The 23,532-nt window shown below is 67.4% G+C and carries 20 protein-coding genes; 7 read left to right on the forward strand and 13 right to left on the reverse strand.

Going from position 1 to position 23,532, the window contains the following annotated elements; all coding sequences use genetic code 11:
* Positions 1-5 precede the first annotated feature (5 nt).
* The 3 genes from CKW34_RS21960 to CKW34_RS21970 are packed head-to-tail and all read left to right on the forward strand — an operon-like array spanning position 6 to position 2,831.
* Complete coding sequence (locus tag CKW34_RS21960) at positions 6-986, forward strand: ABC transporter permease (protein ID WP_059382844.1); 981 nt, start codon at positions 6-8, stop codon at positions 984-986.
* Positions 979-2,079 carry an iron chelate uptake ABC transporter family permease subunit gene (locus tag CKW34_RS21965; RefSeq protein WP_059382843.1) on the forward strand — a complete coding sequence of 367 codons (1,101 nt, stop codon included), beginning with the start codon at positions 979-981 and terminating at the stop codon, positions 2,077-2,079. The genes CKW34_RS21960 and CKW34_RS21965 overlap by 8 nt, the downstream gene beginning before the upstream one ends.
* Entirely contained in the window at positions 2,076-2,831 is a 756-nt protein-coding gene (locus CKW34_RS21970) for an iron ABC transporter ATP-binding protein (RefSeq protein WP_059382842.1), read from the forward strand. Before CKW34_RS21965 ends, CKW34_RS21970 begins: the two co-directional genes overlap by 4 nt.
* Position 2,832: 1 nt before the next feature.
* Here CKW34_RS21970 and CKW34_RS21975 read toward each other — a convergent pair whose 3' ends face one another.
* A complete protein-coding gene (locus CKW34_RS21975; protein ID WP_026061190.1) occupies positions 2,833-3,351 on the reverse strand; it encodes a ribonuclease H family protein in 519 nt (172 codons plus the stop codon).
* 69 nt (positions 3,352-3,420) lie between these two features.
* On the opposite strand from CKW34_RS21975, the gene CKW34_RS21980 reads away from it, so the two are divergent.
* From CKW34_RS21980 to CKW34_RS21995, 4 genes are all read left to right on the forward strand, one after another.
* On the forward strand, positions 3,421-4,383 hold the full coding sequence (locus tag CKW34_RS21980; protein WP_059382841.1) for a DNA-3-methyladenine glycosylase family protein: 963 nt from the start codon (positions 3,421-3,423) through the stop codon (positions 4,381-4,383).
* Between the two features lie 43 nt (positions 4,384-4,426).
* A complete protein-coding gene (locus CKW34_RS21985; protein WP_059382840.1) occupies positions 4,427-4,906 on the forward strand; it encodes a MarR family winged helix-turn-helix transcriptional regulator in 480 nt (159 codons plus the stop codon).
* Between the two features lie 162 nt (positions 4,907-5,068).
* The gene (locus CKW34_RS21990; protein ID WP_231921770.1) at positions 5,069-5,479 is read left to right on the forward strand and encodes an acyl-CoA thioesterase; all 411 of its coding nucleotides are present in this window, start codon (positions 5,069-5,071) and stop codon (positions 5,477-5,479) included.
* 182 nt (positions 5,480-5,661) lie between these two features.
* Positions 5,662-6,501, forward strand: coding sequence for an alpha/beta fold hydrolase (locus CKW34_RS21995; RefSeq protein WP_059382838.1), 840 nt, complete (start codon positions 5,662-5,664; stop codon positions 6,499-6,501).
* Positions 6,502-6,586: 85 nt separating this feature from the next.
* On the opposite strand, the gene CKW34_RS22000 is transcribed toward CKW34_RS21995, so the two are convergent.
* The 12 genes from CKW34_RS22000 to CKW34_RS22055 form a co-directional block, all read right to left on the reverse strand.
* Positions 6,587-7,738 (reverse strand): acyl-CoA dehydrogenase family protein, encoded by a 1,152-nt coding sequence (locus CKW34_RS22000; protein WP_059382837.1) that lies wholly within the window; start codon positions 7,736-7,738, stop codon positions 6,587-6,589.
* Positions 7,739-7,779: 41 nt separating this feature from the next.
* Complete coding sequence (locus tag CKW34_RS22005; protein ID WP_059382836.1) at positions 7,780-9,297, reverse strand: acyl-CoA synthetase; 1,518 nt, start codon at positions 9,295-9,297, stop codon at positions 7,780-7,782.
* Positions 9,298-9,354: 57 nt separating this feature from the next.
* The gene (locus CKW34_RS22010; protein ID WP_059382835.1) at positions 9,355-10,170 is read right to left on the reverse strand and encodes an enoyl-CoA hydratase; all 816 of its coding nucleotides are present in this window, start codon (positions 10,168-10,170) and stop codon (positions 9,355-9,357) included.
* Positions 10,171-10,196: 26 nt separating this feature from the next.
* Positions 10,197-11,045 carry an SDR family oxidoreductase gene (locus CKW34_RS22015; RefSeq protein ID WP_059382834.1) on the reverse strand — a complete coding sequence of 283 codons (849 nt, stop codon included), beginning with the start codon at positions 11,043-11,045 and terminating at the stop codon, positions 10,197-10,199.
* Complete coding sequence (locus CKW34_RS22020; RefSeq protein WP_059382833.1) at positions 11,045-12,997, reverse strand: hydantoinase B/oxoprolinase family protein; 1,953 nt, start codon at positions 12,995-12,997, stop codon at positions 11,045-11,047. The genes CKW34_RS22015 and CKW34_RS22020 overlap by 1 nt, the downstream gene beginning before the upstream one ends.
* A complete protein-coding gene (locus tag CKW34_RS22025) occupies positions 12,994-15,096 on the reverse strand; it encodes a hydantoinase/oxoprolinase family protein (RefSeq protein ID WP_059382832.1) in 2,103 nt (700 codons plus the stop codon). Before CKW34_RS22025 ends, CKW34_RS22020 begins: the two co-directional genes overlap by 4 nt.
* A gap of 196 nt (positions 15,097-15,292) precedes the next feature.
* On the reverse strand, positions 15,293-15,970 hold the full coding sequence (locus tag CKW34_RS22030; protein WP_059382831.1) for an SRPBCC family protein: 678 nt from the start codon (positions 15,968-15,970) through the stop codon (positions 15,293-15,295).
* Complete coding sequence (cutA, locus tag CKW34_RS22035) at positions 15,967-18,492, reverse strand: aerobic carbon-monoxide dehydrogenase large subunit (RefSeq protein ID WP_059382830.1); 2,526 nt, start codon at positions 18,490-18,492, stop codon at positions 15,967-15,969. The genes CKW34_RS22030 and cutA overlap by 4 nt, the downstream gene beginning before the upstream one ends.
* Positions 18,489-19,160: a (2Fe-2S)-binding protein gene (locus CKW34_RS22040; RefSeq protein ID WP_059382829.1), complete on the reverse strand. Its 672-nt coding sequence runs from the start codon at positions 19,158-19,160 to the stop codon at positions 18,489-18,491. The genes cutA and CKW34_RS22040 overlap by 4 nt, the downstream gene beginning before the upstream one ends.
* Complete coding sequence (locus CKW34_RS22045) at positions 19,157-20,071, reverse strand: FAD binding domain-containing protein (protein ID WP_059382828.1); 915 nt, start codon at positions 20,069-20,071, stop codon at positions 19,157-19,159. Before CKW34_RS22045 ends, CKW34_RS22040 begins: the two co-directional genes overlap by 4 nt.
* 87 nt (positions 20,072-20,158) lie before the next feature.
* Positions 20,159-21,607 carry a uracil-xanthine permease family protein gene (locus CKW34_RS22050; protein ID WP_059382827.1) on the reverse strand — a complete coding sequence of 483 codons (1,449 nt, stop codon included), beginning with the start codon at positions 21,605-21,607 and terminating at the stop codon, positions 20,159-20,161.
* Positions 21,608-21,784: 177 nt separating this feature from the next.
* Positions 21,785-23,488 (reverse strand): helix-turn-helix domain-containing protein, encoded by a 1,704-nt coding sequence (locus CKW34_RS22055; RefSeq protein ID WP_174479636.1) that lies wholly within the window; start codon positions 23,486-23,488, stop codon positions 21,785-21,787.
* Positions 23,489-23,532 lie beyond the last annotated feature (44 nt).

Raw genomic sequence — 23,532 nt, forward strand, 5'->3', positions numbered from 1 at the left:
CCGAAATGACGACCCAAGCCCCACCGTCCCGAACGCGGGAAAGACTCTTCGACCGGAAACTGCTGCTGGGTTTCCTCGGCGTCGGCGCCCTGCTGATCGCCTCACTGTTCACCGGGGTGTTCGACATCTTCGGCGGTGACTTCGGCTGGGAGATGTTCAACATCACCCGCGTCCCTCGCACGATCGCCCTGGTGCTGGCCGGGGCCGCGATGGCGATGTCCGGACTCGTCATGCAGTTGCTCACCCAGAACCGCTTCGTCGAACCGACCACCACCGGCACGACGGAGTGGGCAGGATTGGGGTTGCTGATCATGATGATCGTCGCCCCGACCGCGGGTCTTCTGCCCAGGATGATCGGTGCGGTCGTGGCGGCCTTCATCGGAACGATGATCTTCTTCCTGTTCCTCCGGCGAGTGCAACTGTCCTCGTCGCTGATCGTGCCCATCGTCGGCATCATGCTGGGCGCCGTCGTCGGCTCCATCACCACCTACATCGCTCTCGCCACCGACAAACTCCAGAGCCTGGGCATCTGGTTCGCGGGGAGTTTCACGTCGATCATCAAGGGCCAGTACGAGGTTCTCTGGATCGTCGCGGTCGTCGCGGTCCTGGTGTTCATCGCCGCCGACCGGTTCACCGTCGCCGGTCTCGGTGAGGACGTCGCGACCAACGTCGGCCTGAACTACAACCGCATCATCCTGCTGGGAACCGGCCTCATCGCGATTGCCACCGGAGTGGTCACCGTCGTGGTCGGTTCGCTTCCCTTCCTGGGGCTCATCGTCCCCAACATCGTGTCGATGTTCCGCGGCGACGATCTGCGCAGCAATCTCCCCTGGGTCTGCCTGCTCGGTATCGCCATCGTGACCGTCTGCGACCTGATCGGCCGGACGATCATCATGCCGTTCGAGATCCCGGTATCACTCATCCTCGGCGTCGTCGGCTCCGTCGTCTTCATCGCCATGCTTCTGCGGAGTCGCCGCAATGTCTGACATCACCGAGTCGATCTCCCCGGCAGAATCGATCCCCACGGCATCGATCCCCACAGCTCCGCCGACCGCCGCAACGGCAACGAGGGCCGAGCGCACAGGCTCCGGCGCATTCGCGACCACGCGACAGCTACGCCGCTACTGGATTCTCGTGGGGACTCTCGCGCTCCTCTCGGTCGTCATCGCCGTGGGTATCGTGACCTGGGACAATCCGATGCCCTTCGGGACCGCGGGCTTCTGGCGGATCACGCAGATGCGCGCGACCAACCTGGTCGTGATCGCGATCGTCGTCGTCTGCCAGGCCGTTGCGACGGTCTCGTTCCAATCTGCGACGAACAACCGCATCATCACCCCGTCGATCATGGGATTCGAGGCCCTCTACGTCGCGATCCAGACCGCCGCCGTCTTCTTCCTGGGCGCGGTCGGGGTCACGGCGCTCACGGGGGTGCCGCAGTTCGCACTCATGGTCGTATTGATGGTCGGCTTCTCGCTGATGCTCTACGGATGGCTGCTCTCCGGCAAGTACGGGAACATGCAGGTGATGCTGCTCGTCGGCATCGTCCTGGGTGGCGGTCTCGGATCCGTGGCGACCTTCATGCAGCGCATGCTCACCCCCAGCGAGTTCGACATCCTCACCGCCAAATTGTTCGGGTCGGTGTCCAATGCGGATGCCTCCTACCTACCGCTGGCGATCCCGTTGTGCATCGGCGCAGCGGGAACACTGTGGTGGCGTTCCCGCAGGCTCAACATCATTGCGCTGGGCAAGGACGTCACCACGAATCTCGGCCTGAACCATCGCCGAGAGATCATGCTCGTACTGTTTCTCGTGTCGGTCCTCATGGCCACCACCACCGCGCTCGTCGGCCCGCTGACGTTCCTCGGCTTCCTCGTCGCGACCTTGGCCTACCAGTTCGCGACCACGCACGATCACCGCTTCGTGTTCCCGGTGGCGATCCTGACCGGGTTCGTCATCCTGGGGGGCGCCTACTTCGTTCTGAAGAACATCTTCTACGCAGAGGGTGCCGTGTCCATCATCATCGAGGCCGTCGGCGGCACGGCCTTCCTCTACGTGATCCTTCGGAAGGGCAGACTGTGATCGAGATCAAGGGTCTCCGTAAGGAATACAGCAAGACGGTCACGATCGGTGAGATCGATCTGACCATTCCCGCAGGCGGCATCACGGCCCTGGTCGGACCGAACGGTGCGGGCAAGTCGACGATGCTGACCATCGTGGGCCGCTTGCTCGGGGCCGACGCCGGCACCATCGAGATCGCAGGCTACGACGTTTCGAGCACTGCCTCGAAGGACCTCGCGAAGATCGTCTCGATCCTCCGCCAGGAGAACCACTTCGTCACTCGCCTGACGGTGCGGCAACTCGTCGGATTCGGCCGATACCCGCACTCGAAGGGCCGTCTCACCCGCAAGGACGAGGAGGCCATCAGCAACGCCATCGAGTTCTTCGACCTCACCGACCTCGAACACCGCTACCTGGACCAACTGTCCGGCGGACAACGCCAGCGAGCCTACGTGGCCATGGTGCTGTGCCAGGACACCGACTACATCCTCCTGGACGAACCGCTGAACAACCTGGACATGAAGCATTCGGTCCAGATGATGAAGCATCTTCACAAGGTGGCCGTCGAAATGGGGCGCACGGTCGTCATCGTGCTTCACGACATCAACTTCGCAGGCCACTACGCGGACCGGATCTGCGCGATGAAGGACGGCAAGGTCGTCGAATTCGGAACTCCGGAAGAGATCTTGGTGGACGAGACCTTGACGCGCGTCTTCGATACTCCGGTGACGTGCGTCGACGGACCCAACGGCCGCCTCGCCGTCTACTACTGACTCAGAACAAGGTCAGTTCGGCGTCGTCGGCGCGCTTCGGTGGCTTGTGCGCGACCACGGGCGTGCTCGGCACCTCGATCGGTCCGGGCTTCGCCGCGATCTCGCGGGCGGCCTGGCCGGCGAGCGTGTCGGCCATCTCGTTGAAGTGGTTGCCGACGTGCCCGCGCACCCAGCGGAACCGCACCGGACCGGTGCGGTCGGTGAGCTCGCGGTCGATGGCGCGCACGAGTTCGAGATTCTTCACCGGGGCGCCGGTGGCCGTCTTCCAGCCCTTGCGCTTCCATCCGGGCAGCCATTCGGAGGCGCACTTGATCGCGTACTGCGAATCGGATTCGATGATCATCGGTTCGGCGCCGGGATGCGCCCGCAGTGCCTCGAGCACCGCCCGGAGCTCGGCGATCTGATTCGTGCCCGAACGCTCACCGCCCGACGCGCTGGGCCCCTCGTGATTGACCCACGCCCACCCGATGGCGCCACCGGGATTGCGAAGGCAGGATCCGTCGGTGCTCACGATGATCATGCGCCCGACCATAGCCGCACCCTCCGACACCACGAAAGTCGGCTCCAGCGCCCGGAGTACGGTAAGGCGGTGACCGTGTCCGACGAGCGAAGCCGTCGCATCGCGCGCGTGGCGGACGAAGCATCCCTCGACACCCGCGTGCGCGTGCCGTGGCCCGTCGACGTGGTGCGCACCCTGCGGCCGCTGCAGCGCGGGCCGTGGGATCCGTGTCATCGCGTCGTCGCAGGCGCCGTCTGGCGCACCTCCCGCATGGACACCGGTGCAGTGACGTACCGGCTCACTCAGGACGGTCCGCACGGGGCGCGGTGCCTGGCGTGGGGCCCGGGCGCGTCCGAGCTGGTCGAACGGCTGCCGACTCTGCTCGGCGCCGACGACGACCCGTCCGGCTTCGTACCCGAGCATCCCCTGCTCGTCGAGGCGCATCGACGCATGCCCGCCCTGCGCATCACCCGCACCGGCCGGGTGCTCGAATCCCTGGTGCCGGCCATCCTGGAACAGCGGGTGCACGGGGTGGCGGCGTTCGCGTCCTGGCGTCGTCTCGTCACGTGGTTCGGTGATCCGGCGCCCGGCCCGGCCCCGGAGGGCATGCGCGTGCCGCCCTCCGCGGCGACCTGGCGGACCGTGCCGTCCTGGGAGTTCCATCGGGCGAACGTCGACCCCGGCCGGGCACGCACCGTGGTGCGGTGCGCGCAGGCCGCCGACTCCCTCGAACGTCTCGTCCACGAACCGCCCGCCGACGCCCGGCGCAAGCTGCGGGTCGTGCCGGGAGTGGGAGTGTGGACGGCCGCGGAGGTCGCCCAGCGCGCGTTCGGCGACACCGATGCGCTCTCCGTCGGCGACTACCACCTCGCGAAGGTCGTCGGATGGGCGCTGCTCGGTAAGCCCCTCGACGATCCCGGCATGATCGAGTACCTCGAACCCCAACGCCCGCAACGCTATCGGGTGGTTCGACTGATCGTGGAGACCGGTGGGTACGCACGGGTTCCGAAGCGCGGGCCTCGCACCCCCATCACCGACCATCGTCGGCGGTGACGGGGTCTCGATCCACAGGGCCCGTGATCGTAGACTCGGTCACATGTCCGCCACCCACGACGCGGCCGGCCCCGATCGGCTCGGACACCTCCCGAGCTATCTGATGACCCAGGCGGCGCGACACGTCCATCGCGTCGTGTTCGACCGTCTCGACTCCGCCGATGCCCGCGGTCACCACTACCGGATCCTGGCCGCCCTCGAGGAATACGGTCCGTCCAGTCAGATCGACCTCGCCCGGCGCTGCGGACTCGACCGCAGCGACGTCGCCGCCGCCGTCGACGCACTCGTCGACCGTCGTTTCGTCGTACGCGCCGCCGACCCCACCGATCGGCGACGCAACATCATCACCCTCCCCCAGCGCGGGCGCCGGCGACTGTTCGATCTCGACCGGATGCTCACCGCGGCGCAGGAAGAGGCGTTCGCTCCCCTCGACGCGGCCGAACGGGCCCAGCTCACCGCGATGCTGACCAGGATTGTCGAGCATCACACCAGGCCTGCGCCGATTTCCGCGCAGCAGTCGTAGGCTTGTAGGGGTGCATCCGGCGGAGATCCCGCCGCGAGCACAAGCTACGAAAGGACCCCCGGCGTGCAGGCCAAATCTTGCCGAGAATCACGAGTCGTCAAGACCAGCAGGGTGTTTCCCAACGACGTCAACGATCACAACACGTTGTTCGGCGGGAAGCTGATGAGCGACATCGACATGACCGCGTCGATCTCGGCGACACGTCACAGTCGCGCGTCGGTTGTGACGGCGTCGACCGACTCCGTGGCGTTCCTCGAACCCGTCCGCCCCTCCGACTCCGTGTGCCTCGAGTCGTTCGTGACCTGGACCGGACGCAGCTCGATGGAGGTCTTCGTCAAGGTCACCGCCGAGGATCTGCGCAGCGGTGAGCGACGCATCGCCGCGACCGCCTTCCTCACCTTCGTTGCGGTCGACGACGGCGGTCGACCCATGCAGGTCCCGCCGGTGCTGCCCGAGTCCGACGAGGAGCGCAAGCTCAACGAGTCCGGTGACGAGCGGGCGGAGCACCGCCGCATGCACCGCGCGCAGAGCCAGGAGATGGCGAAGTACCTCACCACCAGCCGACCGTGGTGAGGTAGGGCCGTACCCACCCACCGTCGAGTCGTAATCGACCGATCCCCACACGCGTATCGCAGAGCCCGGCACCACGCTGAACACTGTCCACGTGGTGAATACGTCTGCCGGATGCGTGAAATCGCGGCGCGCGGCGCGGAGTTGTGGAAATATCTCGACCACTCGACGCGAAGGGGGATCGCGTGTTCGACATCGAGCTTTCGGCAGGAACGATCGAGTACGAGGACACCGGCGGCGACGGACCGGTTCTCGTGTTCATTCACGGCCTTCTGATGGACGGCACCGGGTGGCGGCACGTCGTCGAACAACTCCGCGGCACCTACCGATGCATCGTGCCGACCTGGCCTCTCGGCTCGCACCGCATACCGATGCGTCCGGAGGCAGACCTCACCCTCGTCGGAATGGGCCATCTCATCGGGGAGTTCCTCGACGCCCTCGATCTGCGTGACGTCACGCTGATCCAGAACGATTGGGGCGGCGCCCAGGCCTTCCTCGCCGTGTCGGATCCCGAACGGGTCTCGCGACTGGTACTCGCCGCGTGCGAGGCATTCGACAACTACCCGCCCGGTCCGGTGAAGCTGTTCCTGCCGCTGGTCCGGATTCCGGGCGGGGTACGCGTGCTCATGGCCGTGCTCGGCACGAAATTCGGACGACGAGGCCCCGGTACCTGGGGCTGGATGAGCAAACGTCCGGTACCCGGACCTGTCATGGACGCCTGGTTCCGTCCGGCCACCGTCGACCGGAACATCCGGCGTGATCTGGCGAAGTACGCACTCTCGGCTCCGCCCAAGCAACAACTGCTCGAGATCGCTGCGAAGGCGGCGCAGTTCTCCGGGCCGGTGCTGGTCGTGTGGGCCACCGAGGACCGCATGATGCCCCGCGATCACGGACGACGCCTCGCCGAGGCCTTCCCCGACGCGCGACTGGTCGAAATCGACGACAGCTACACCTTGCTGGCCGAAGACCAGCCCGAGAAGCTCACCGCGGCAATCGAAGAGTTCCTGACCACCACGGCCGGTTGAGACATCGCACATCCGGAAACGACTCGGCGCCCGGTGCAGCCGAGTGTCGACTGGACCGGACGCCGGGTAGTTCCGAACCGAGCGCTTACAGCGCCCGCGCGATGATCTGCTTCATGACCTCGTTCGCGCCGGCGTAGATCCGCTGGACGCGCGCATCCTCGTACATCCGCGCGATGAGGTATTCGCGCATGTAGCCGTAGCCGCCGTGCAGCTGCACGCACCGGTCGATGACCTCGCACTGCTTGTCGGTCAGCCAGTACTTGACCATCGCGGCGTCCGACGGGTCGAGTTGGCCCTTCAGGTGCTGCTCGATGCAGTGATCGAGGAAGATGCGGCAGGTGCGAGCGATGGTCTGGCACTCGGCGAGTTCGAAGGCCGTGTTCTGGAACTCGAACAGGCTGTGCCCGAACGCCTGTCGCGCCTTGGTGTAACGGACGGTCTCCTCGACGGCCCGGTCCATCGCACCGGCCGCCTGCGCGCCGATGATCAGGCGTTCCTGCACGAGCTGTGCCATGAGCTGACCGAAGCCGAGGCCCTCGGATTCGCCGAGCAGGTTCGTCACGGGCACGCGCACGTCGACGAACGACAGCTCGGAGGTGTCGGCGGCGTGCTGACCGACCTTGTCGAGCACACGGCCCACCGAGAAGCCCGGGGCGTCACGGAGATCCACGATGAGCAGCGACACACCCTTGGCGCCGGCCTTCGGATCGGTCTTGACGGCGAGGACTATGACGTCGGCCGAGGAACCGTTGGTGATGAAGGTCTTCGAGCCGTTGACGACGTAATGGTCGCCGTCGCGCACCGCGGTGGTCTTGATGGCCTTGAGATCCGAACCCGCACCGGGTTCGGTCATGCCGATGGCGCCGAGGATCTCGCCGGTGGCCATGCCCGGCAGCCATGCCTTCTTCTGCTCCTCGTTGCCGTACTCGAGGATGTAGTGCGCGACGATGCCGCTGTGCACGGAGTTGCCGAACGCGAGATCGCCGGAATAGCCCTGCGCGTCGAACACCGCGAGGTCGTGCGCGAAGGTGCCGCCACCCCCGCCGTACTCCTCGGGGATCGAGCAGCACAGCAGACCGAGCTTGCCGGCCTCGAGCCACACCTCACGGTCGATACGACGCTGCGAATCCCACTTCTCGGCCTTGCCCATGACCTCGCGATCGAAGAACTCGCGCGCGAGATCGTAGACGGCAGAGACCTCGTCGTCGTACCAGGAGGCGACGTGCTTCTTCGGCATCGGGTTCAGGTTTCCTTTTCGCAGTGTTCGATTCGGAGTGGTCAGGATCCGCGCAGTTCGCGCTTGAGGAGCTTGCCGCTCTGGTTACGCGGCAGGACGTCGACGAAGCGAACGGCCTTGGGCACCTTGAACGGTGCGAGACGCCGCTTGACGTGGTCGATCAGGGTGGGCTCGTCGAGTTCGTGACCGTCCTTGAGGACGACCACCGCGGTCACCGCTTCGATCCACTTCTCGTCCGGAGTACCGATCACCGCGACCTCGGCGACGGCCGGGTGCGTGTAGATCGCGTCCTCGACCTCACGTGAGGCGACGAGGATGCCACCGGTGTTGATGACGTCCTTGATGCGGTCGACGACGGTGATGAAGCCTTCGGCGTCGCGGGTGACGAGGTCACCGGAGTGGAACCAGCCGTCGCGGAAGGCCTCCTCGGTCGCGGTGGGGTTCTCCCAGTAGCCGAGGCACAGTTGCGGTGAGCGGTACAGGATCTCGCCGGGTTCGCCGTCGGGGACATCGTTGCCGTCGGCGTCGACGACGCGGGTCTCGACGAACAGCACCGCCCGGCCGCACGAGGCGGGACGCGCGTCGTGCTCCTCGGGACGGAGGACGGTGGCGAGCGGACCGATCTCGGACTGCCCGAAGCAGTTGTAGAAGCCGAGTTCGGGGTAGCGGCCGCGGAGCCGCTCGAGGACGGTGACCGGCATGATCGACGCGCCGTACTGTGCCTTGCGCAGCGACGACAGGTCGCGCTTGTCGAGGTCGGGGTGGTTGGTCAGCGGCACCCACACCGTCGGGGCGAGGAACAGCGATCCGATGCGCTCCTCCTCCACCAGGCGGAGGATCTCGGCGACGTCGGGCGCGGGCAGCAGCCGCACGGTCGCGCCGACCGCGAAGTACGGGATGAGGAAGACGTGCATCGCCGCGGAGTGGTAGAGCGGCATGCACACGAGCGGATCGTCGCCGGCCGACAGGTCGAGCGCCTCGATCGACGACATGTATTCGAAGGTGAGCGCCCGGTGGGTCATCATGGCGCCCTTGGGCTTCGACGTCGTGCCCGAGGTGTAGAGGAGCTGGACGAGGTCGGTGTCGGCCACGGCGACGTCGAGCGTCGGCACGTCGCCGGTCTGCGCGACCGTCACCAGGGAGTCGTCGGCGTCGCGGAGCGGGACGACGGTCTCGGCCGGCACGTCGGCCAGGACGGCGTCGAGGTTGTCGCGCAACACGGGGTCGACGAGCACTGCCTTCGCGCCCGACTGACCGAGCAGGTACGACAGTTCCTCGCCGCGCAGCGCGTAGTTGATCGGCACGTGCACCAGGCCGGCGCGGGCAGCGGCGAGATATCCGATCGCGTAGCCGTCGGAGTTGGTGCCGTAGGCGGCCACGCGGTCGCCCTTGGTCAGGCCCAAGGAGAGCAGGTGCGCAGCGGCACGGGTGACGGCATCGTCGAGTTCCCGGTAGGTGAACTGCCGGTCGCCGAAGCGGAGTGCGACGCGGGCGGGATAGCGCGCGGCGGTGCGGTGGAGGATGCCGTCGACGGTGCTCTGACGCGGATCGGGGGTCATGCAGCGAACTTTATAGGACGTCCAACCAACTAGTCCAGACTTAGCGATCGCTCGGGATCAGCGGTCCTTCCAGACCGGTGCGCGCTTCTCGAGGAAGGCCGTCATCCCCTCCTGCGCGTCGTCGATCATGGCGTTCGACGCCATCGTCTCCGCCATCGCGGCATAGGCCGTCTCCTGCGGCAGATCGATCTGCCGGTAGAACGCATCCTTGCCGATCCGCATCGTCTCGGGGGACGACGTTGCGATCTTCAGGGCGAGTTCGGTGGTCGCGGTCTCCAGCGTCTCCGGTTCGACGACGTAGTTCACCAGTCCCCAGTCGGCGGCGGTCTGCGCGTCGATGGTGTCGCCGGTCAGCAGCATCTGCAGCGCCCGCTTGCGGCCGATCGCACGGCTGACCGCGACCATCGGCGTCGAGCAGAACAACCCGATCCGCACCCCGGGGGTGCCGAAGCAGGCATCGGAGGCGGCCACCGCGAGATCGCACGATGCGACGAGCTGGCATCCCGCCGCGAGCGCCGTGCCCTGCACCGATGCGATCACCGGTTGAGGGATCGACTGCACCGTCCGCATCATCTCGTTGCACGTCTCGAAGATCGCGCGTTCCTCGTCGAGCGTGCGTCCGATCATCTGCCGCAGGTCGTGCCCGGCCGAGAACACCGGGCCTTCCGCGCGGACCACGATCACCTTCGAGTCGGCCGCGAGCGCCGTCAGACCGGCGATGACCTCGCGCATCGTCTCCACCGACAGCGGGTTGCGCTGCTTCGGGCGGTCGAGGGTGAGCACCCCGATACCGCTGGCCTCGTCGACAGCGATGAGCACGGGCGGGGGCAGGGTGTCGACGGCGTCGGGGCCGTCCGCAGAGCGATCCGTCACGTTCCCTTTCCTACACCACCGGCGGGTTACCGGCGCGGCATCGACGAGACGAGATCCGCGACGCGGGCGGGCTCCCGACCGAGCAGCGCTGCCGTCACGGCGCTTCCCGCGACGAAGCCGTGAGCGTCGTAGAAGTCGAACATCGCGGCCAGACGTCCGCGGGCATCTGTGGGCAGGTCGCGGCCGTGGCGCTCCATCCACACCGGGACGGACACCTGCTCGAGCTCCACCGATCGCCCGGCGACCGCGCACAGCTGCCGCACACTCACCGAGTCCGGTCCCCCGAGCTCGTAGGTGGCGCCGTGGTGGATGTCCGCACCCTCGACGAGGACACGGGCCGCCACCGTCGCGACGTCCGACAGGGCGACGAACGAGAACGGCGCGTCGGGGTCGTAGGGGACGTCGAGTGCATCGACCGAGCCGTCGAGGACGGGTGCGAAGTTCTCCGTGTACGCGCAGGGCTGCAGAACGGTCCACCGCACCCCGGAGGCGTGCAGGAGGTCCTCGCAACGCGCCTTGTCGAGGTGGTGCGGCATCGCCGGCGTGTACGGCCAGGCGACGGAGTGGTAGACGACGTGATCGACACCTGCCTCGGCCACCGCCGCGAGGAACCGTTCGAACAGCGCCGGTTCGTCGGGGTGCATGTTCGGGGCGATGAAATAGATGCCGCGGCAACCCGCCAGCGCGTCGACGAGCCCGGCACCCGTCTCGAGGTCGACAGCACGATCCCCCGCCTGCCGAGCGGTGTGCACCACTCGGCGGACGGGGGTCGTGTCTGCTGTCTCCAGCGCCGAGACGACAGCCGTTCCGGTCTTCCCCGCGGCACCGATCACTGCGAGATCGGTGCCGCGGGAGAGAGTGGCCGTCGTCGACATCAGTTGCCGATGAAGTCGTACTCGGCGAACTCGGCACCACCCGACAGGCGGGCGTAACCGGGACCGCGGTCGAAGAAGGGCTCTTCCTCGCCGCGCTCGGCGCGCATCTGCGCACGCAGCGCCTCGGTGGCCTCGACGTCGGCGACGGGCTCGTCGGCCGAGGTGTCCTTCAGGATCACGCCGTAGTCGTCGCGGGCGCCCTCGACGGACACCTTGCGCCACAGCACGTCCCGGACCACCTCGTCGATCGGACGATCGAGCGGGTCGCCCCAGCCACCGCCACCGGTGGTGCGGATGCGCACGACCTCGCCGGCCTTGATCGGCTCGGCGTCCGTGAGAGCGTCGAACTCGCGCTCGTTCGGGCCGCCGGGATCGAGGGTGACGGAGAACGGCTTGCCGGCCTTGCCGCCCTTGACACCCCAGCACGCGAGGATCGAACGGTCCGCGATGGACATGAAGTTCGCGTCCTTGAGCATGCGGATGTGCTTCTCGTAGCCGAGACCACCGCGGTAGCGACCGGCTCCACCGGAATCGATTGCCAGACCCAGCTTCTCGACGATGAACGGGAAGCGGCTCTCGGTGAACTCCGTGGGCAGGTTCCGCGAGTCGGGCACCACGTGGATGGTGTCCTCACCGTCGGCGTAGTGCCGGCCACCCGAGCCGCCACCGAGCACCTCACGCATGAGGTAGGAGTGGCCGTCGAAGTCCTCGCCGTACACACCGGTGTAGCGGATGGTCTCCTGGTCGGCGGGCATGTTGCCGTCGACCGCCTTGGCGACCACACCGGAGAGCACACCGAGCAGACGCAGGATCACGAACGTGCGAGCGTTGGTGGGGGCGGGGAAGATCGGCGTGATGAGCGTGCCCGGCTCCGGGAACTTCATCTCGATCAGCGGCACGACACCTTCGTTGACGTCCAGCTCCGCCATGCGGTCCGGGGTGTCGGCCAGGTTGCGGAGGATCGGCGCCAGCCACTTGATGAGGAAGTTGCCGTCGGCGTAGTCACCGCAGTGGTTGATCGGACCCTTCGCCTGCGGACCGGTGCCGTTGAAGTCCAGGATCAGACGCTCGCCGCCCTCGTCCTCCGGGGAGGTCTTGGTGAGGGTGATGCGCTGCACGTGCAGCATGGGCTCGTCCACACCGTCGTGCTCGGCGTAGTCCTCCCAGGTGTACGTGCCCACCGGGATCTTGCTGAGGATCTCGCGGCGGTACGTCTCCGTGGTGGCGTCGAGGATCGCGTCGAAGCAGGCCTCGACGGTCTCGACACCGTAGCGCTCGAACAGCTCCGACAGCCGGCGCGCGCCCATGAGGCACGCCGAGCACTCGGCGTCGAGGTCGGCGGCGAGCGAGTCGGGCATTCGGGAGTTGCGGGTCATGATCCGCAGCGCCGCCTCGTTCGGAACGCCCTGGTCCCACAGCTTGATCGGCGGGACCATCAGTCCCTCCTCGTACACCGTGGTCGCACCTGACGGCATGGAGCCGGGGCAGCAACCGCCGATGTCGTCGTGGTGGCCGAAGGCCTGCACGAACGCGACCACCGAGGGCTCGGTGTCGCCGGGACGGGTCGCGAAGACCGGCACGGTGACGCACAGGTCGGGGAGGTGGCCGATGCCGCCTTCGGAGAGGTAGACGTCGTTGTGGAAGAAGACGTCGCCGGGCTTCATCGTCTCGAGCGGGAAGTCCCGCGCCACCGGATGCACGAGCGCCGAGTACGACCGACCGGTGAGCTTGCGCAGGTTGCGGTCATGGATGCCGGCACGGAAGTCGTGGGCGTCGCGGATCATCGGCGAGCGTGAGGTCCGGGAGATGGAGGTCTCCACCTCCATCTCGACGCTGGCGAGGTAACCGGCGACGATCTCGACGAGCACCGGATCGGGAGCGGTGCCCGAAGCGTCGGTCAGCCGGAAGGGCTTGCGCGTCGTGGCCGCGGCGGGTTCGAGAGTCGCAGTCATCGGGTGGCTCCGTTCGAGTCGGATGTCTTGGTGAGGCGGATGTTGCCGAAAGAGTCGATGCGAGCGCGGAATCCGGGGTGGACCGGGATGGTCGAGCTGAATTCCTCGATCACGGCGGGACCTTCGAGTTCGTCGCCGGCGCCGAGGCGGGCGCGGTCGTACACGCGGGTGGTGACCCACTCGTCGAAGTACGCCTCGCGGGTGCCGGTGAGGGCGGCGTCCGCACCCGTGCCCGGGGCGATCTCGGAGAGTTCCGGTCGCTTGATGGGTCCGATGCCGCTGACGCGGAGGTTGACCCATTCCACGTGCTGGTGGGGATCGTTGCGGAAGTCGTAGCCGTAGAGCTCGCGGTGTGCCTGGTGGAAGCGTTCGGCTGCCTCGTCCATCAGTTCCTGGGTGATGGGGCCGTCGCCGACCGGCACGCGCACCTCGAAGGCCTGGCCGAAGTAGCGCAGGTCCGCCGAGCGGGCGTACTGCCGCTGGTCGGGACCGAATCCCTCGTCCTCCAGGGCACGTTCGGCCTCGGCCGCGAGAGCGTCGAGTCCGGCCTGCAGCTCGTCGATCTTCAACCGGTCGTGGCGGCTGACGTGCGTCTGCACGTAGTCGTTGCGGACGTCGACGGTGAGCAGACCGAAGGCCGAGACGTTGCCGGGGTTGAGCGGCACGAGGACGTCCTTGAGACCGAGGATGTCGACGAGGCGGCAGGCCAGCAGCGAGCCGGAGCCACCGAAGGTCACCAGGGTGAAGTCGCGGACGTCGAGACCACGCTTGACGGTGATCTGGCGCAGCGCGTTGGCCTGGTTCCAGGCCGACACCTCGAGGATGCCCGTGGCACACGCCTCGAACTCGAGGCCGAGACTGTGCGCGAGCTCCTCGACGCCCTTGCGGGCGAGCTCGGTGTCGAGCGGGATCTCACCGCCGAGCAGGTGGGGAGGGATGCGGCCGAGCAGGACGTGGGCGTCGGTGATGGTCGGCTCGTTGCCGCCCTTGCCGTAGCACAGGGGTCCGGGATCGGCGCCGGCCGACTGCGGGCCGACACGCAGGGTGCCCTCGGGGGTCATCCATGCGATGGAGCCGCCACCGGCGCCGACGGTCACCACGTCGATCATCGGGATCTTGGACGGGTAGACACCCACGCGACCTTCCGTGGTGAGTGCCGGCTCGCCGCCGACGACCACGGTGACGTCCGTGGAGGTGCCGCCACCGTCGCAGGTCAGCACCTGGTCGACACCGGCGACACCGGCGATCAGGGCCGCGCCCAGTGCACCGGCCGCGGGGCCGGAGAGCACGGTGGTGATCGGCTGGTGCACGACCTCCTTGGCCGAGAGCACACCGCCGTTGGACTTCATCACGTAGAACGGGATGTCGCGCTGCTCGCCCTCGGCGGAGGAGAACTCGCGCAGACGGTTCGCGATGTTGTTGACGTAGTTGCGGATGTTGGGCTTGACCGCGGCGTCGACGAGGGTAGTGATGGACCGCTCGTACTCGCGGTACTCGCGCAGCACCTCGCTGGAGATGCTCACGGTCGCTTCCGGGTGCTCCTCCATGAGGATGTCGCGGACGCGGCGCTCGTGCTCGGGGTTGGCGTAGGAGTGCATGAGGCACACGCCGACGGTGAGGATCTCACGGTCCTTGAAGAAGCGGGCGGCGGCGCGGACGTCGTCCTCGTTCAGGGGACGGATCTCACTGCCGTCGTAGGCGAGACGACCGCGGATGGTGCGGACGCGGTCGGCCGGCACGATGCGGTCGGGCTTGACCCAGAAGTAGGAGTTGCCGTAGCCGTCGGGGACCGACTGGCGGGCGATCTCGAGAACGTGCTCGTAGCCCTCGGTGGTGATGAATCCGAGGGTGCCGACCTTGCCCTCGAGGAGCTTGTTGGTCGCGACGGTGGTGCCGTGGCTGACGGCGTCGATCGCGTCGCCGGTCTCGCCGAGCTGCGCGAGGACCTTCTCGATGCCTGCGAGGAAGCCGATGGCCGGATCCTGCGGTGTCGACGGGGTCTTCGTGGTGACGATGGTGCCGGACTCGTCGTCCACCGCGACCACGTCCGTGAATGTTCCGCCGGTATCGATACCGACCCGAATCTTCCTGGATCCCATGTTTCCTCCTGGGTTCGTCTCGCCGGTGTCCCACCTGACGTCTGATGACATTCCACCCCCTGAGCGGCGGTGTTTCTTTGTCACATCTCGCCGAACTCGTCGCCTGGAGTTCGGGGTTCGTGCACCTGCCACCCATAAACGACGGCACCCCCGGGCCGTGGTGGCCCGGGGGTGCCGGAAAACTCGTCGAAAAGGGTCAGCGTCGGGCGAGGATCGCCCCCAGGGCGACGCCCGCCAGCGCGATACCGGCGCCCACTCCCGCCGACAGCAGAACGGTTGCTGCCGAAGGCGTTCCGGCCGGTGCCGGTGCAGCTGCCGCGGCGGCAACGGGCAGCGCGGTGGTCTTCACACCCGCACCCTCGGCCACCTCGGCCACCTCGGCTCCGTTCACGCCCGCGACGGGTGCCGCTTCGGCCGCACTCGGTGCCGCCGGCAGACCGTTGGCGATCACACCGTCGATGCCGTTGAAGAACACGCCGGCCATCTTCTTCGCGACACCGGTGATCATCCGCTGCCCGACGCCACCGACCATGCCGCCGACGACCGCGTCCGCGTCGTAGGTGAGCACGGTGCCGCCGTCACGTTCTTCGAGACGCACCGCCACGTCGGCCTTGACCGTTCCCGGAGCGCCGGAACCCGATGCCGTCATGACGAACGATTCGGGACGATTCTGCTGCGACAGAACCACTTCCCCGTCGTAGGTGCCCTTGATGGAGGCCACCCCGGCGGTGATGGACAGCTTGTAGTGGTTGTCGCTGATCTGCTCGAGCGCCTGCACGCCCGGGATCGTCGCCGCGAGAACACGGCCGTCCTGCAGGCTGTCGTACACCACGTCGGGGGGTGCCTGCAGTTGCGCGGTACCGGCGATTCTCATTCGTTCTCCTTGTTTCGGGATGCCGCGTGGGTCAGACGCAGCTCGAACAACTCCGAGGGGGAAATCGGCATGCTGGTGATCGGGATGCCCTCCGCGTCCTCGACGGCCGCGGCGATCACTGCCGAGGTCGGGATGACACCGGCCTCGCCGGCACCCTTCATTCCGAGGGGATTGAGTGCGGACGGGGTGACGGTGTGGTCCATCTCGAGCGAGTCGGGCATCTCCGTCACGAAGGGCATGAGGAAGTCCATGTACGACGCGTTGAGCATCTGCCCGTGCTCGTCGTAGACGATCTTCTCGTAGAGTGCGCCGCCGATGCCCTGCGCGACCGCGCCCTGCACCTGACCCTCGACGATGCGCGGGTTGATGACGTTGCCGCAGTCGTGCACCACCGCATACCGGAGCACGCGGATCTCTGCGGTGACGGGATCGGTCTCGACGATCGCCGCGTGGATTCCCGACGCGAACGTCGAGGTGGGCGGCGAGTAGTAGCCGGTCGCCTCCAGACCGGGCTGCTCACCCTCGAGGACGGGCGGCACCGACATGTCGGTCTCGGCATTCGCGAATCCCGTTGCGCGACGGGATGCGTCGTCGAAGGCGTAGCGGAGCGGGTTCGACAGTACGGCCACGACACCGAGTGGGATCGAGGTGCCCTCCGCGCCGGGTTCGGTGCCCACCACGCACACGTGCCCCTCGCGCAGTTCGAGATCGGCGACGTCGGCGTGGAGGTGTTCCGCGGCGATCTTCTTCGCCTTCTCCGCCACCATCTGCGCGGCGACGTGGAAGGCGGATCCGGACATCACGGCACCGCGCGATGCGAACGTGCCGACCGCATAACCGAATCGGCGGGTGTCGCCGGTGACGATCTCGACGTCGGAGACCGGCACACCGAGATCGTCCGCGACGATCTGCGCGAAGGAGGTCTGATGCCCCTGGCCCTGGGTGGTCAGGCCCGTGGCGGCCTCGACCTTGCCCGAGGTCTCGATGAGCACATGTGCGCCCTCGTACGGGCCCGGTCCCGTGCCCTCGACGTACGCTCCCACACCGATTCCGACGCGGCGACCCTCGGCGCGGGCACGTTCCTTGTACTCGGCGAACTCGTCCCAGCCGATGAGCTTCTTGAGCTTGTCCGTTCCGGCCTGGTAGTCGCCGGTGTCGTAGATGAGCGGACGACCGTCCTGGAAGATCAGGTGAAAGTCGTAGGGCATCTCCTCGGGGCGGATGAAATTGGTCTCGCGGACCTCGAGGACATCCTTGCCGAGATGCTTGGCGATGGCGTCCATCGCCCGCTCCATCGCGAACACGCCCTGGGGTCGTCCCGCGCCGCGGTAGGGCGTGACGATGACCGTGTTGGTGTACAGCGAGTAGGCGTCCACCCGGAAGGCGCGCGGCTTGTAGGGGCCGAGCACCTGGGTGGAGGTGTTGAGCAGCACGATGATGCCGTACGGCAGGTAGGCGCCGTTGTCGTGCCAGATCGAGAAGTCGAAGGCCAGCAGCCGGCCGTCGTCGTCGAACCCGATGGTCACCTCGTGGATCTGCCCGCGCTCGTGGGCGCTGGAGACGAAGTGTTCGCGCCGGTCCTCGACCCACTTGACCTCATTGGAGATCCCGGCCTGCCCCAGCTTGCGGGCGGCCCAGGTGACCATGACCTCCTCGGGCCACGGGTGCACGATCTTCACACCGAAACCGCCGCCGACGTCGGGGGCGATGCAGTGGACCTTGTTGTGCGCCATGCCAAGTCGAGCTGCGATCGCGGCACGGGCGGAGGTCGAGGTCTGAGTGGACGTCCAGAAGGTCAGCGCCTTCTCGTCGTCGTCCCAACGGGCGTAGACGCCTTTGCCCTCCATCGGCATCGACGCCGAACGTTCGATCTCGAGGTCGAGGGTCAGCGTGTGCGGTGCCGCGGCGAGCTCCGCCTCGATGTCGCCGAAACCGTGCTGGAGGTGTGCCGCGACGTTGTCGGGCACATCCGGGTGGACGACGTGCTCGGCGTTGCGTGCGGTGTCGACACCGACCACGGCCGGCAGGGCCTCGTAGGTGATGTCGATCAGCGCACAGGCGTCCTCGGCGATGTACCGGTTGTCGGCGACGACCATCACGATCGCCTCGCCGACGTGGTTCACCTCGTCCTTGGCGAGCGGATATCCGTTGCGCGGAGCGGTGATCGCGGGGTGCGGGATCAACAGCGGGAGGTTCTCGGCCATCTCGGGCGAGTCGGCCTCGAGATCGTCGTAGGTGTAGATGGCGTGCACACCCGGCAGTTCCAGCGCCGCATCGACGGTGATGTCGAGGATGCGGGCATGGGCGTGCGGCGACCGGACGAAGGCCGCGGCGAGCGCGCCGTGCCCGAGATCGTCGAGATAGCGACCGTTACCGCTGACGAGCCGGTTGTCCTCCACGCGCGGGATGGGCTTGCCGAACGACTTGCCCGACTCGGTGGCACCGCCGATGTCGGCGGGGGCGAGGTCGGTCGTGCTCGTCGAGACGGAGTTCGAGACGGGCGAATCGGAGACACTGGTCATGCTCGTCCTGCCTTTCCTCCGACCGGAGCGGTGGTGCCGCGGACCTTGGCGTCGAGCGAGGCGCGTGCCGCCTCGTTGTCGGGGCCGAGCGGTGAGCCTCCGGACCGTTCACGCTTGATCTCGGCGGCGCGCAGCACGGCCGCCCGGATGTTCTGGTAACCCGTGCACCGGCACAGATTGCCGGCGATCGCATCGGTCGCCTCCTCGTGGGTGGGCGACGGGTTCTCCTCGAGGAAGGCCGCGATCGTGGTGACGAATCCCGGTGTGCAGAAACCGCATTGCAGACCGTGGCAGTCGACGAATGCCTCCTGCACAGGGTGCAGGGTGCCGTCCGGTTCGACGAGCCCTTCGACCGTCGTCACCGAGCGGCCCTCGAGGCTCGCGGCGAGCACGAGGCACGACCGCACCGGCTTGCCGTCGAGCAGCACCGTGCACGCGCCGCACACGCCGTGCTCGCATCCCACGTGGGTGCCGGTCTGACGGAGGTGATGACGGATCGCGTCCGATGCCAGCGTGCGCGAGGGCAGCACGACCGTCTGCGTCACGCCGTTGAGGGTGAAGGTCACGGCGACGTGGTGCTCGCCGGTCTCCGCCTGCAGTTCGTCGACCTGTTCGGCGACGGTCCGCCGCGAGGCGTCGCGACCACCCTTGTGGATCGAGCTCGTCATCGACTTCCTCCCGTGTGCATCGGTACCCGTGTGTCGTCGCGGATCGCGTCCTGCGCGGCCGCGAAACCGACACGACCGGTCAGTGCGGCCACCAGCTGTGACCGGTAGCGGTCGGTGGCGTGGATGTCCGCCTCCGTCTCGACGGTCTCGCGTGCCTTCTCCGCGACCTGCTGCCACAGCGGGTCGCGCTCGTCGTGTGCCGAGGCCCCGCGCAGGATGTCGGTGTAGTCGACGACCTGCCCGAGCTCTCCCGCGGAGACGTAGGTCATCCGGGCGGACGTCACCGCGCCGTCCTCGACCTCCACCTGTGCGACCACGCCGACGAGGGCGTAGTCGCCGTGGCGTCGTGCGATCTCGTCGATGGCGGTTCCGGTGCCCGGCCGCGCCGCGGGAACGGTCACGCTGGTCGCGATCTCGTCGGCCTCGAGGGTCGATTCGAGCGGCCCGGCGAACAGCTCGGCGGCGGGGATCTGCCGGACTCCGCGTACGGAGCGGACGGTGAGCGTTCCGCCGAGCAACGACAGCACGGCCGGCATCTCCGCGGACGGGTCGGCGTGGACGATCGATCCGACGGTCGTTCCGCGATTGCGGATGGTCGGGTGTGCGACCAGCCGGAGCGCGCGGCCCAGCAAGGGCTGGACCTGCGCGACCGTGGGATCGGATTCGAGCGCTGCGTGGGTGGTGAGCGCGTCGAAGGTGACGCCGAGTTCCTGCGAAGCGGAGATCGCGTCGAGTCGCGGGATCGAGCCGATGTCGACGAGGTGAGCCGGTGCCGCCAGGCGCATCGACAGCAGCGGAATCAGTGACTGGCCGCCGGCGAGCACTTTGCCCTCGTGCGCGACCCCTGCGAGGACCTCGCAGGCTTCATCGATCGACCGCGGTCGGTGATAGGTGAGTGGCGACGGTTTCATTCAACAGATCCTGCCCGCATAGTTCGATCAACGTTTCGTGGAGAAGTGACAAAGCTCACGACTCGACAATGTCAGATGTAATAGAGGTCACGCGAATTCCTTCACCCTCCCCTGGCCGCTCTCGCCGTCCGGATCGGGCTCCGTCCGGCCCGGTTCTCCCTGATCGGAGGGGGTATCGGGATCCTCGGGTGCGATGTCCTTGGGGGCGATGACCCGGCACAGGTGGTAGAGACCGATCACGACGATGGTGCCCAGCGCGATGCCGCTCAGCGAGAACGTGTCGGTGAACTGGAGGCTGGTGTCGCCGATCGCGATGATCAGGCCGGCCGCGACGGGCATGAGGTTGCGCGGGTCGCCGAAGTCGACACCGTTCTCCTTCCAGATCTTGGCGCCGAGCAGACCGATGATGCCGTAGAGGACCACGGTGATGCCGCCGAGCACGCCACCCGGGGTCGCGGAGATGACCGCGCCGAACTTCGGGGAGAAGCCGAGGAGCATAGCGATGACGCCGGCCGAGGCATAGGCGGCCGTCGAGTACACGCGGGTCGCGGCCATGACGCCGATGTTCTCCGCGTAGGTCGTCGTCGGGGAACCGCCGACGCTCGTGGCGAGGGCGGTGGCGAGGCCGTCACCGGCCAGCGCGCGTCCCATCATCGGATCGAGGTCGGTCTTGGTGATCTCGGCGACCGCCTTGACGTGTCCGGCGTTCTCCGCGATCAGGGCGATGACACCGGGCAGTACGAGCACGATGAAGGTGAGGCTGAACGACGGGGCATGGATGCCGACGACACCGGCCGCCTCGTCCGTGAACGGCGGCAGGCCGAACCACGGAGCGGAGACAACGCCGTCCCAGTTCACGCGGAAGTGTTCGGTGACAGCGTCCGCACCGGCGTCGTAGGAGGTGATCGGTCCGCTGATGCGATCGAGAACCCAGGACAGTACGTAACCGAACAGCAGTGCCAGGAAGATGGCGACACGGCCGAGGAAGCCGCGCAGCACGACGCTACCCACGATCAGCGCGATCATCACCGTCAGCGCGACCCACTGGTCCTGCGGCCAGTAGGTGCCGGCCACGACCGGCGCCAGGTTGAAGCCGATGAGCATGACCACCGCGCCGGTGACGACCGGCGGCAGGATCTTGAACACCAGCGAACCGCCGAGGAAGTGGATCACCACACCGATCGCGGCGAGCACGAGCCCGGAGACCATGATCGCGCCGGTGACCTCGGAGGGCGAACCGCCCTGGGCGTAGATCGCGGCAATGCCGCCGACGAAGGCCGCGGAGGTCCCCAGGTAGCTGGGGATCCGGCCCTTCACGACGGCGAGGAAGAAGAGGGTGCAGAAGCCCGAGAGCATCACTGCGAGTTGCGGGTTGAGACCCATGATGATCGGGAAGACGAAGGTGGCGCCGAACATCGACACCACGTGCTGGCCGCCCAGGCCGATCGTGCGGCCCCAACTCAGGCGCTCCATCGGCGCCACGACCTGACCCGGTTCTATGTTCTTGCCGTCTCCGTGCACTGTCCAGATGGGCATATCGGACCTTTCAGCAGAGTGTGGGTGCCGATAGAGTTCACGTGGATTGTTACGCCTGTGTTGCCGATCACACGTGTACTTCGGTAGCCGCAAACGCTAACGGAGCAGCTGAGGCCCGGCGTGGGAGGAATCTGCCAGGAGCGGCCCTCCGAAATTGGCAAGATCGGTGGTTGATCGTCAGGAATCGATCCCGCGCATCGCGATGATCTTGAGCGCGAGCGAAAGATCCAACCGCAGTTCGGGCTGCTCGGTGAAGGGACCGAGGATCTTTTCGAGTTTCGCCACACGATAGCGCAGAGTGTTGTAATGAAAATGTAACTGGCGCGCGGCTTCTGCGATGTTGATGTTGGTGGCGAGGAGCACCTCGAGGGTACGGCACATGTCCTGCGCCTCGGCCGTGCCGTCGGTCAGCTCCTTGAGCGTCTCGCGCGCGAACGACTCGAGTTCCTCGGCGTCCTCGACGAGGCTCAGCAACCGGTACACACCCAGATCGTCGAAATGGGTGACCGCCCACGGACCGGAGATCCTGCGTCCCACTTCGAGTGCCGTGCGCGCCTGCGCGTAGAGCGTCGGCAGGTCGTCGGTGGACGACGACGCACGCGAGACCCCCACACCGAACGGACGACGCCCTCCCCCACCGGCCCCGCGCACCTGGGCGACGAGTTCACGCACGAGGGCCATCGTGTCGCTGCCCTCCCCCATGAGCACGACGGTCTCGGTCGCCAGGGCCGTGACGGACGCCCCGGAATCGCGGCCGGCCAGCGCACCTGCGAACGCGCGGGCCTGCCGTTCCACCACGGGAAGTCGCGCCGGCGCCGCCGAGGAATCGTCGTCCACGCGATCGGGTTCGACGGCGACCACCACCACCGGGCGGTCGAGATTCCAGCCGAACATCTGGGCGTGCACGATCACCTGTTCGGGTTCACCGGCACGGCCGCGCAACAGGTCCCGGACGAAGTTGGCCCGGTGCTTCTCCTCGACCGCGGACACCGCGAGTTCGCGACTGACGACGAGCGCGCACACCGTCGCCGCCTGCTCCACGAGATACAGGTCCGGCGCGGAGAGATCACGTGCAGGACAGAAGAATACGAGCCGACCGTGGTCGATCCCGTTGGCGGAGATCGCGGCGATGGCCACGTACTCGTCGCCGAAGCGGTGCAGGCCGAGTCCGCCCTCGATCGAGTCGGTCCGCACCCGGCCCGTCGGATCGACCGCTGCCGTCGAGGACAGCCAGGCGAAATCGGATTCCTTTCCGGCCCTGTACGTCTGGCGCCCGTCGGGGGTGGTGATGAGGACCGCCCCGCCGAGCCGGCGCGAGATGCCTTCGGCCAGCGCCCTGTGCCCACCGCCCGCCATGACGATCTCGAGCAGCCCGCGACGGAGGTGGTCCGCCTCGAAGACCGCTTCCACCTGAGCGGCGGCCATGTCGCTGAGACCCCACGCGAGACGGTGATCCGCGACGACCTCCTCCGGCGTCGTCAACACCGGGAGGGGAACGTCGTTCGTGAGACCCTGCGGCAGCGGATGTCCGGTGTCGAGCCGGACCACGAGTGCCGATACCTCGCTCCGGTCCAGCCGCGCCAGGAAATCGGCGATCGGCACGGCGAGTCGCGCGAGCACGGTGGTGGAGGTGACGAGCAGCAGTCCCGAACGCAGCCAGGGACCGATCTCCGGGAGCATCATCACCGCGACCGCGGTGACGGGCCGCGCCGTGGAGACGTCGCCGGCGAGCACCGTCGGCGTGACGAGGAGACCCGAGGAGACGACGTCTGCGAGCGGGCAGGGTTCGAACACGACCGCTGCGCTGTCCTCCGGTTCGGCTGCGCTGCGTCCCGGTTCGGCTGCGCTGGGCCCCGGATTCTCAGCCTTGCGCACCGTCACAGCAATACCCGTCCACCTGCCAGTCGTTCACCCCCGCATGGGAG

This window comes from Rhodococcus rhodochrous (assembly GCF_900187265.1).
GTDB lineage: Bacteria > Actinomycetota > Actinomycetes > Mycobacteriales > Mycobacteriaceae > Rhodococcus > Rhodococcus rhodochrous.

What these genes read in the sequence shown, in the direction of transcription:
- CKW34_RS21960 (WP_059382844.1), top strand. Translation starts at nt 6, where the DNA reads ATGACGACCCAAGCCCCACCGTCCCGAACGCGGGAAAGACTCTTCGAC.
- CKW34_RS21965 (WP_059382843.1), top strand. Translation starts at nt 979, where the DNA reads ATGTCTGACATCACCGAGTCGATCTCCCCGGCAGAATCGATCCCCACG.
- CKW34_RS21975 (WP_026061190.1), bottom strand. Translation starts at nt 3,351, where the DNA reads ATGATCATCGTGAGCACCGACGGATCCTGCCTTCGCAATCCCGGTGGC.
- CKW34_RS21985 (WP_059382840.1), top strand. Translation starts at nt 4,427, where the DNA reads ATGTCCGCCACCCACGACGCGGCCGGCCCCGATCGGCTCGGACACCTC.
- CKW34_RS21990 (WP_231921770.1), top strand. Translation starts at nt 5,069, where the DNA reads ATGAGCGACATCGACATGACCGCGTCGATCTCGGCGACACGTCACAGT.
- CKW34_RS22000 (WP_059382837.1), bottom strand. Translation starts at nt 7,738, where the DNA reads ATGCCGAAGAAGCACGTCGCCTCCTGGTACGACGACGAGGTCTCTGCC.
- CKW34_RS22005 (WP_059382836.1), bottom strand. Translation starts at nt 9,297, where the DNA reads ATGACCCCCGATCCGCGTCAGAGCACCGTCGACGGCATCCTCCACCGC.
- CKW34_RS22015 (WP_059382834.1), bottom strand. Translation starts at nt 11,045, where the DNA reads ATGTCGACGACGGCCACTCTCTCCCGCGGCACCGATCTCGCAGTGATC.
- CKW34_RS22020 (WP_059382833.1), bottom strand. Translation starts at nt 12,997, where the DNA reads ATGACTGCGACTCTCGAACCCGCCGCGGCCACGACGCGCAAGCCCTTC.
- CKW34_RS22025 (WP_059382832.1), bottom strand. Translation starts at nt 15,096, where the DNA reads ATGGGATCCAGGAAGATTCGGGTCGGTATCGATACCGGCGGAACATTC.
- CKW34_RS22030 (WP_059382831.1), bottom strand. Translation starts at nt 15,970, where the DNA reads ATGAGAATCGCCGGTACCGCGCAACTGCAGGCACCCCCCGACGTGGTG.
- cutA (WP_059382830.1), bottom strand. Translation starts at nt 18,492, where the DNA reads ATGACCAGTGTCTCCGATTCGCCCGTCTCGAACTCCGTCTCGACGAGC.
- CKW34_RS22040 (WP_059382829.1), bottom strand. Translation starts at nt 19,160, where the DNA reads ATGACGAGCTCGATCCACAAGGGTGGTCGCGACGCCTCGCGGCGGACC.
- CKW34_RS22045 (WP_059382828.1), bottom strand. Translation starts at nt 20,071, where the DNA reads ATGAAACCGTCGCCACTCACCTATCACCGACCGCGGTCGATCGATGAA.
- CKW34_RS22050 (WP_059382827.1), bottom strand. Translation starts at nt 21,607, where the DNA reads ATGCCCATCTGGACAGTGCACGGAGACGGCAAGAACATAGAACCGGGT.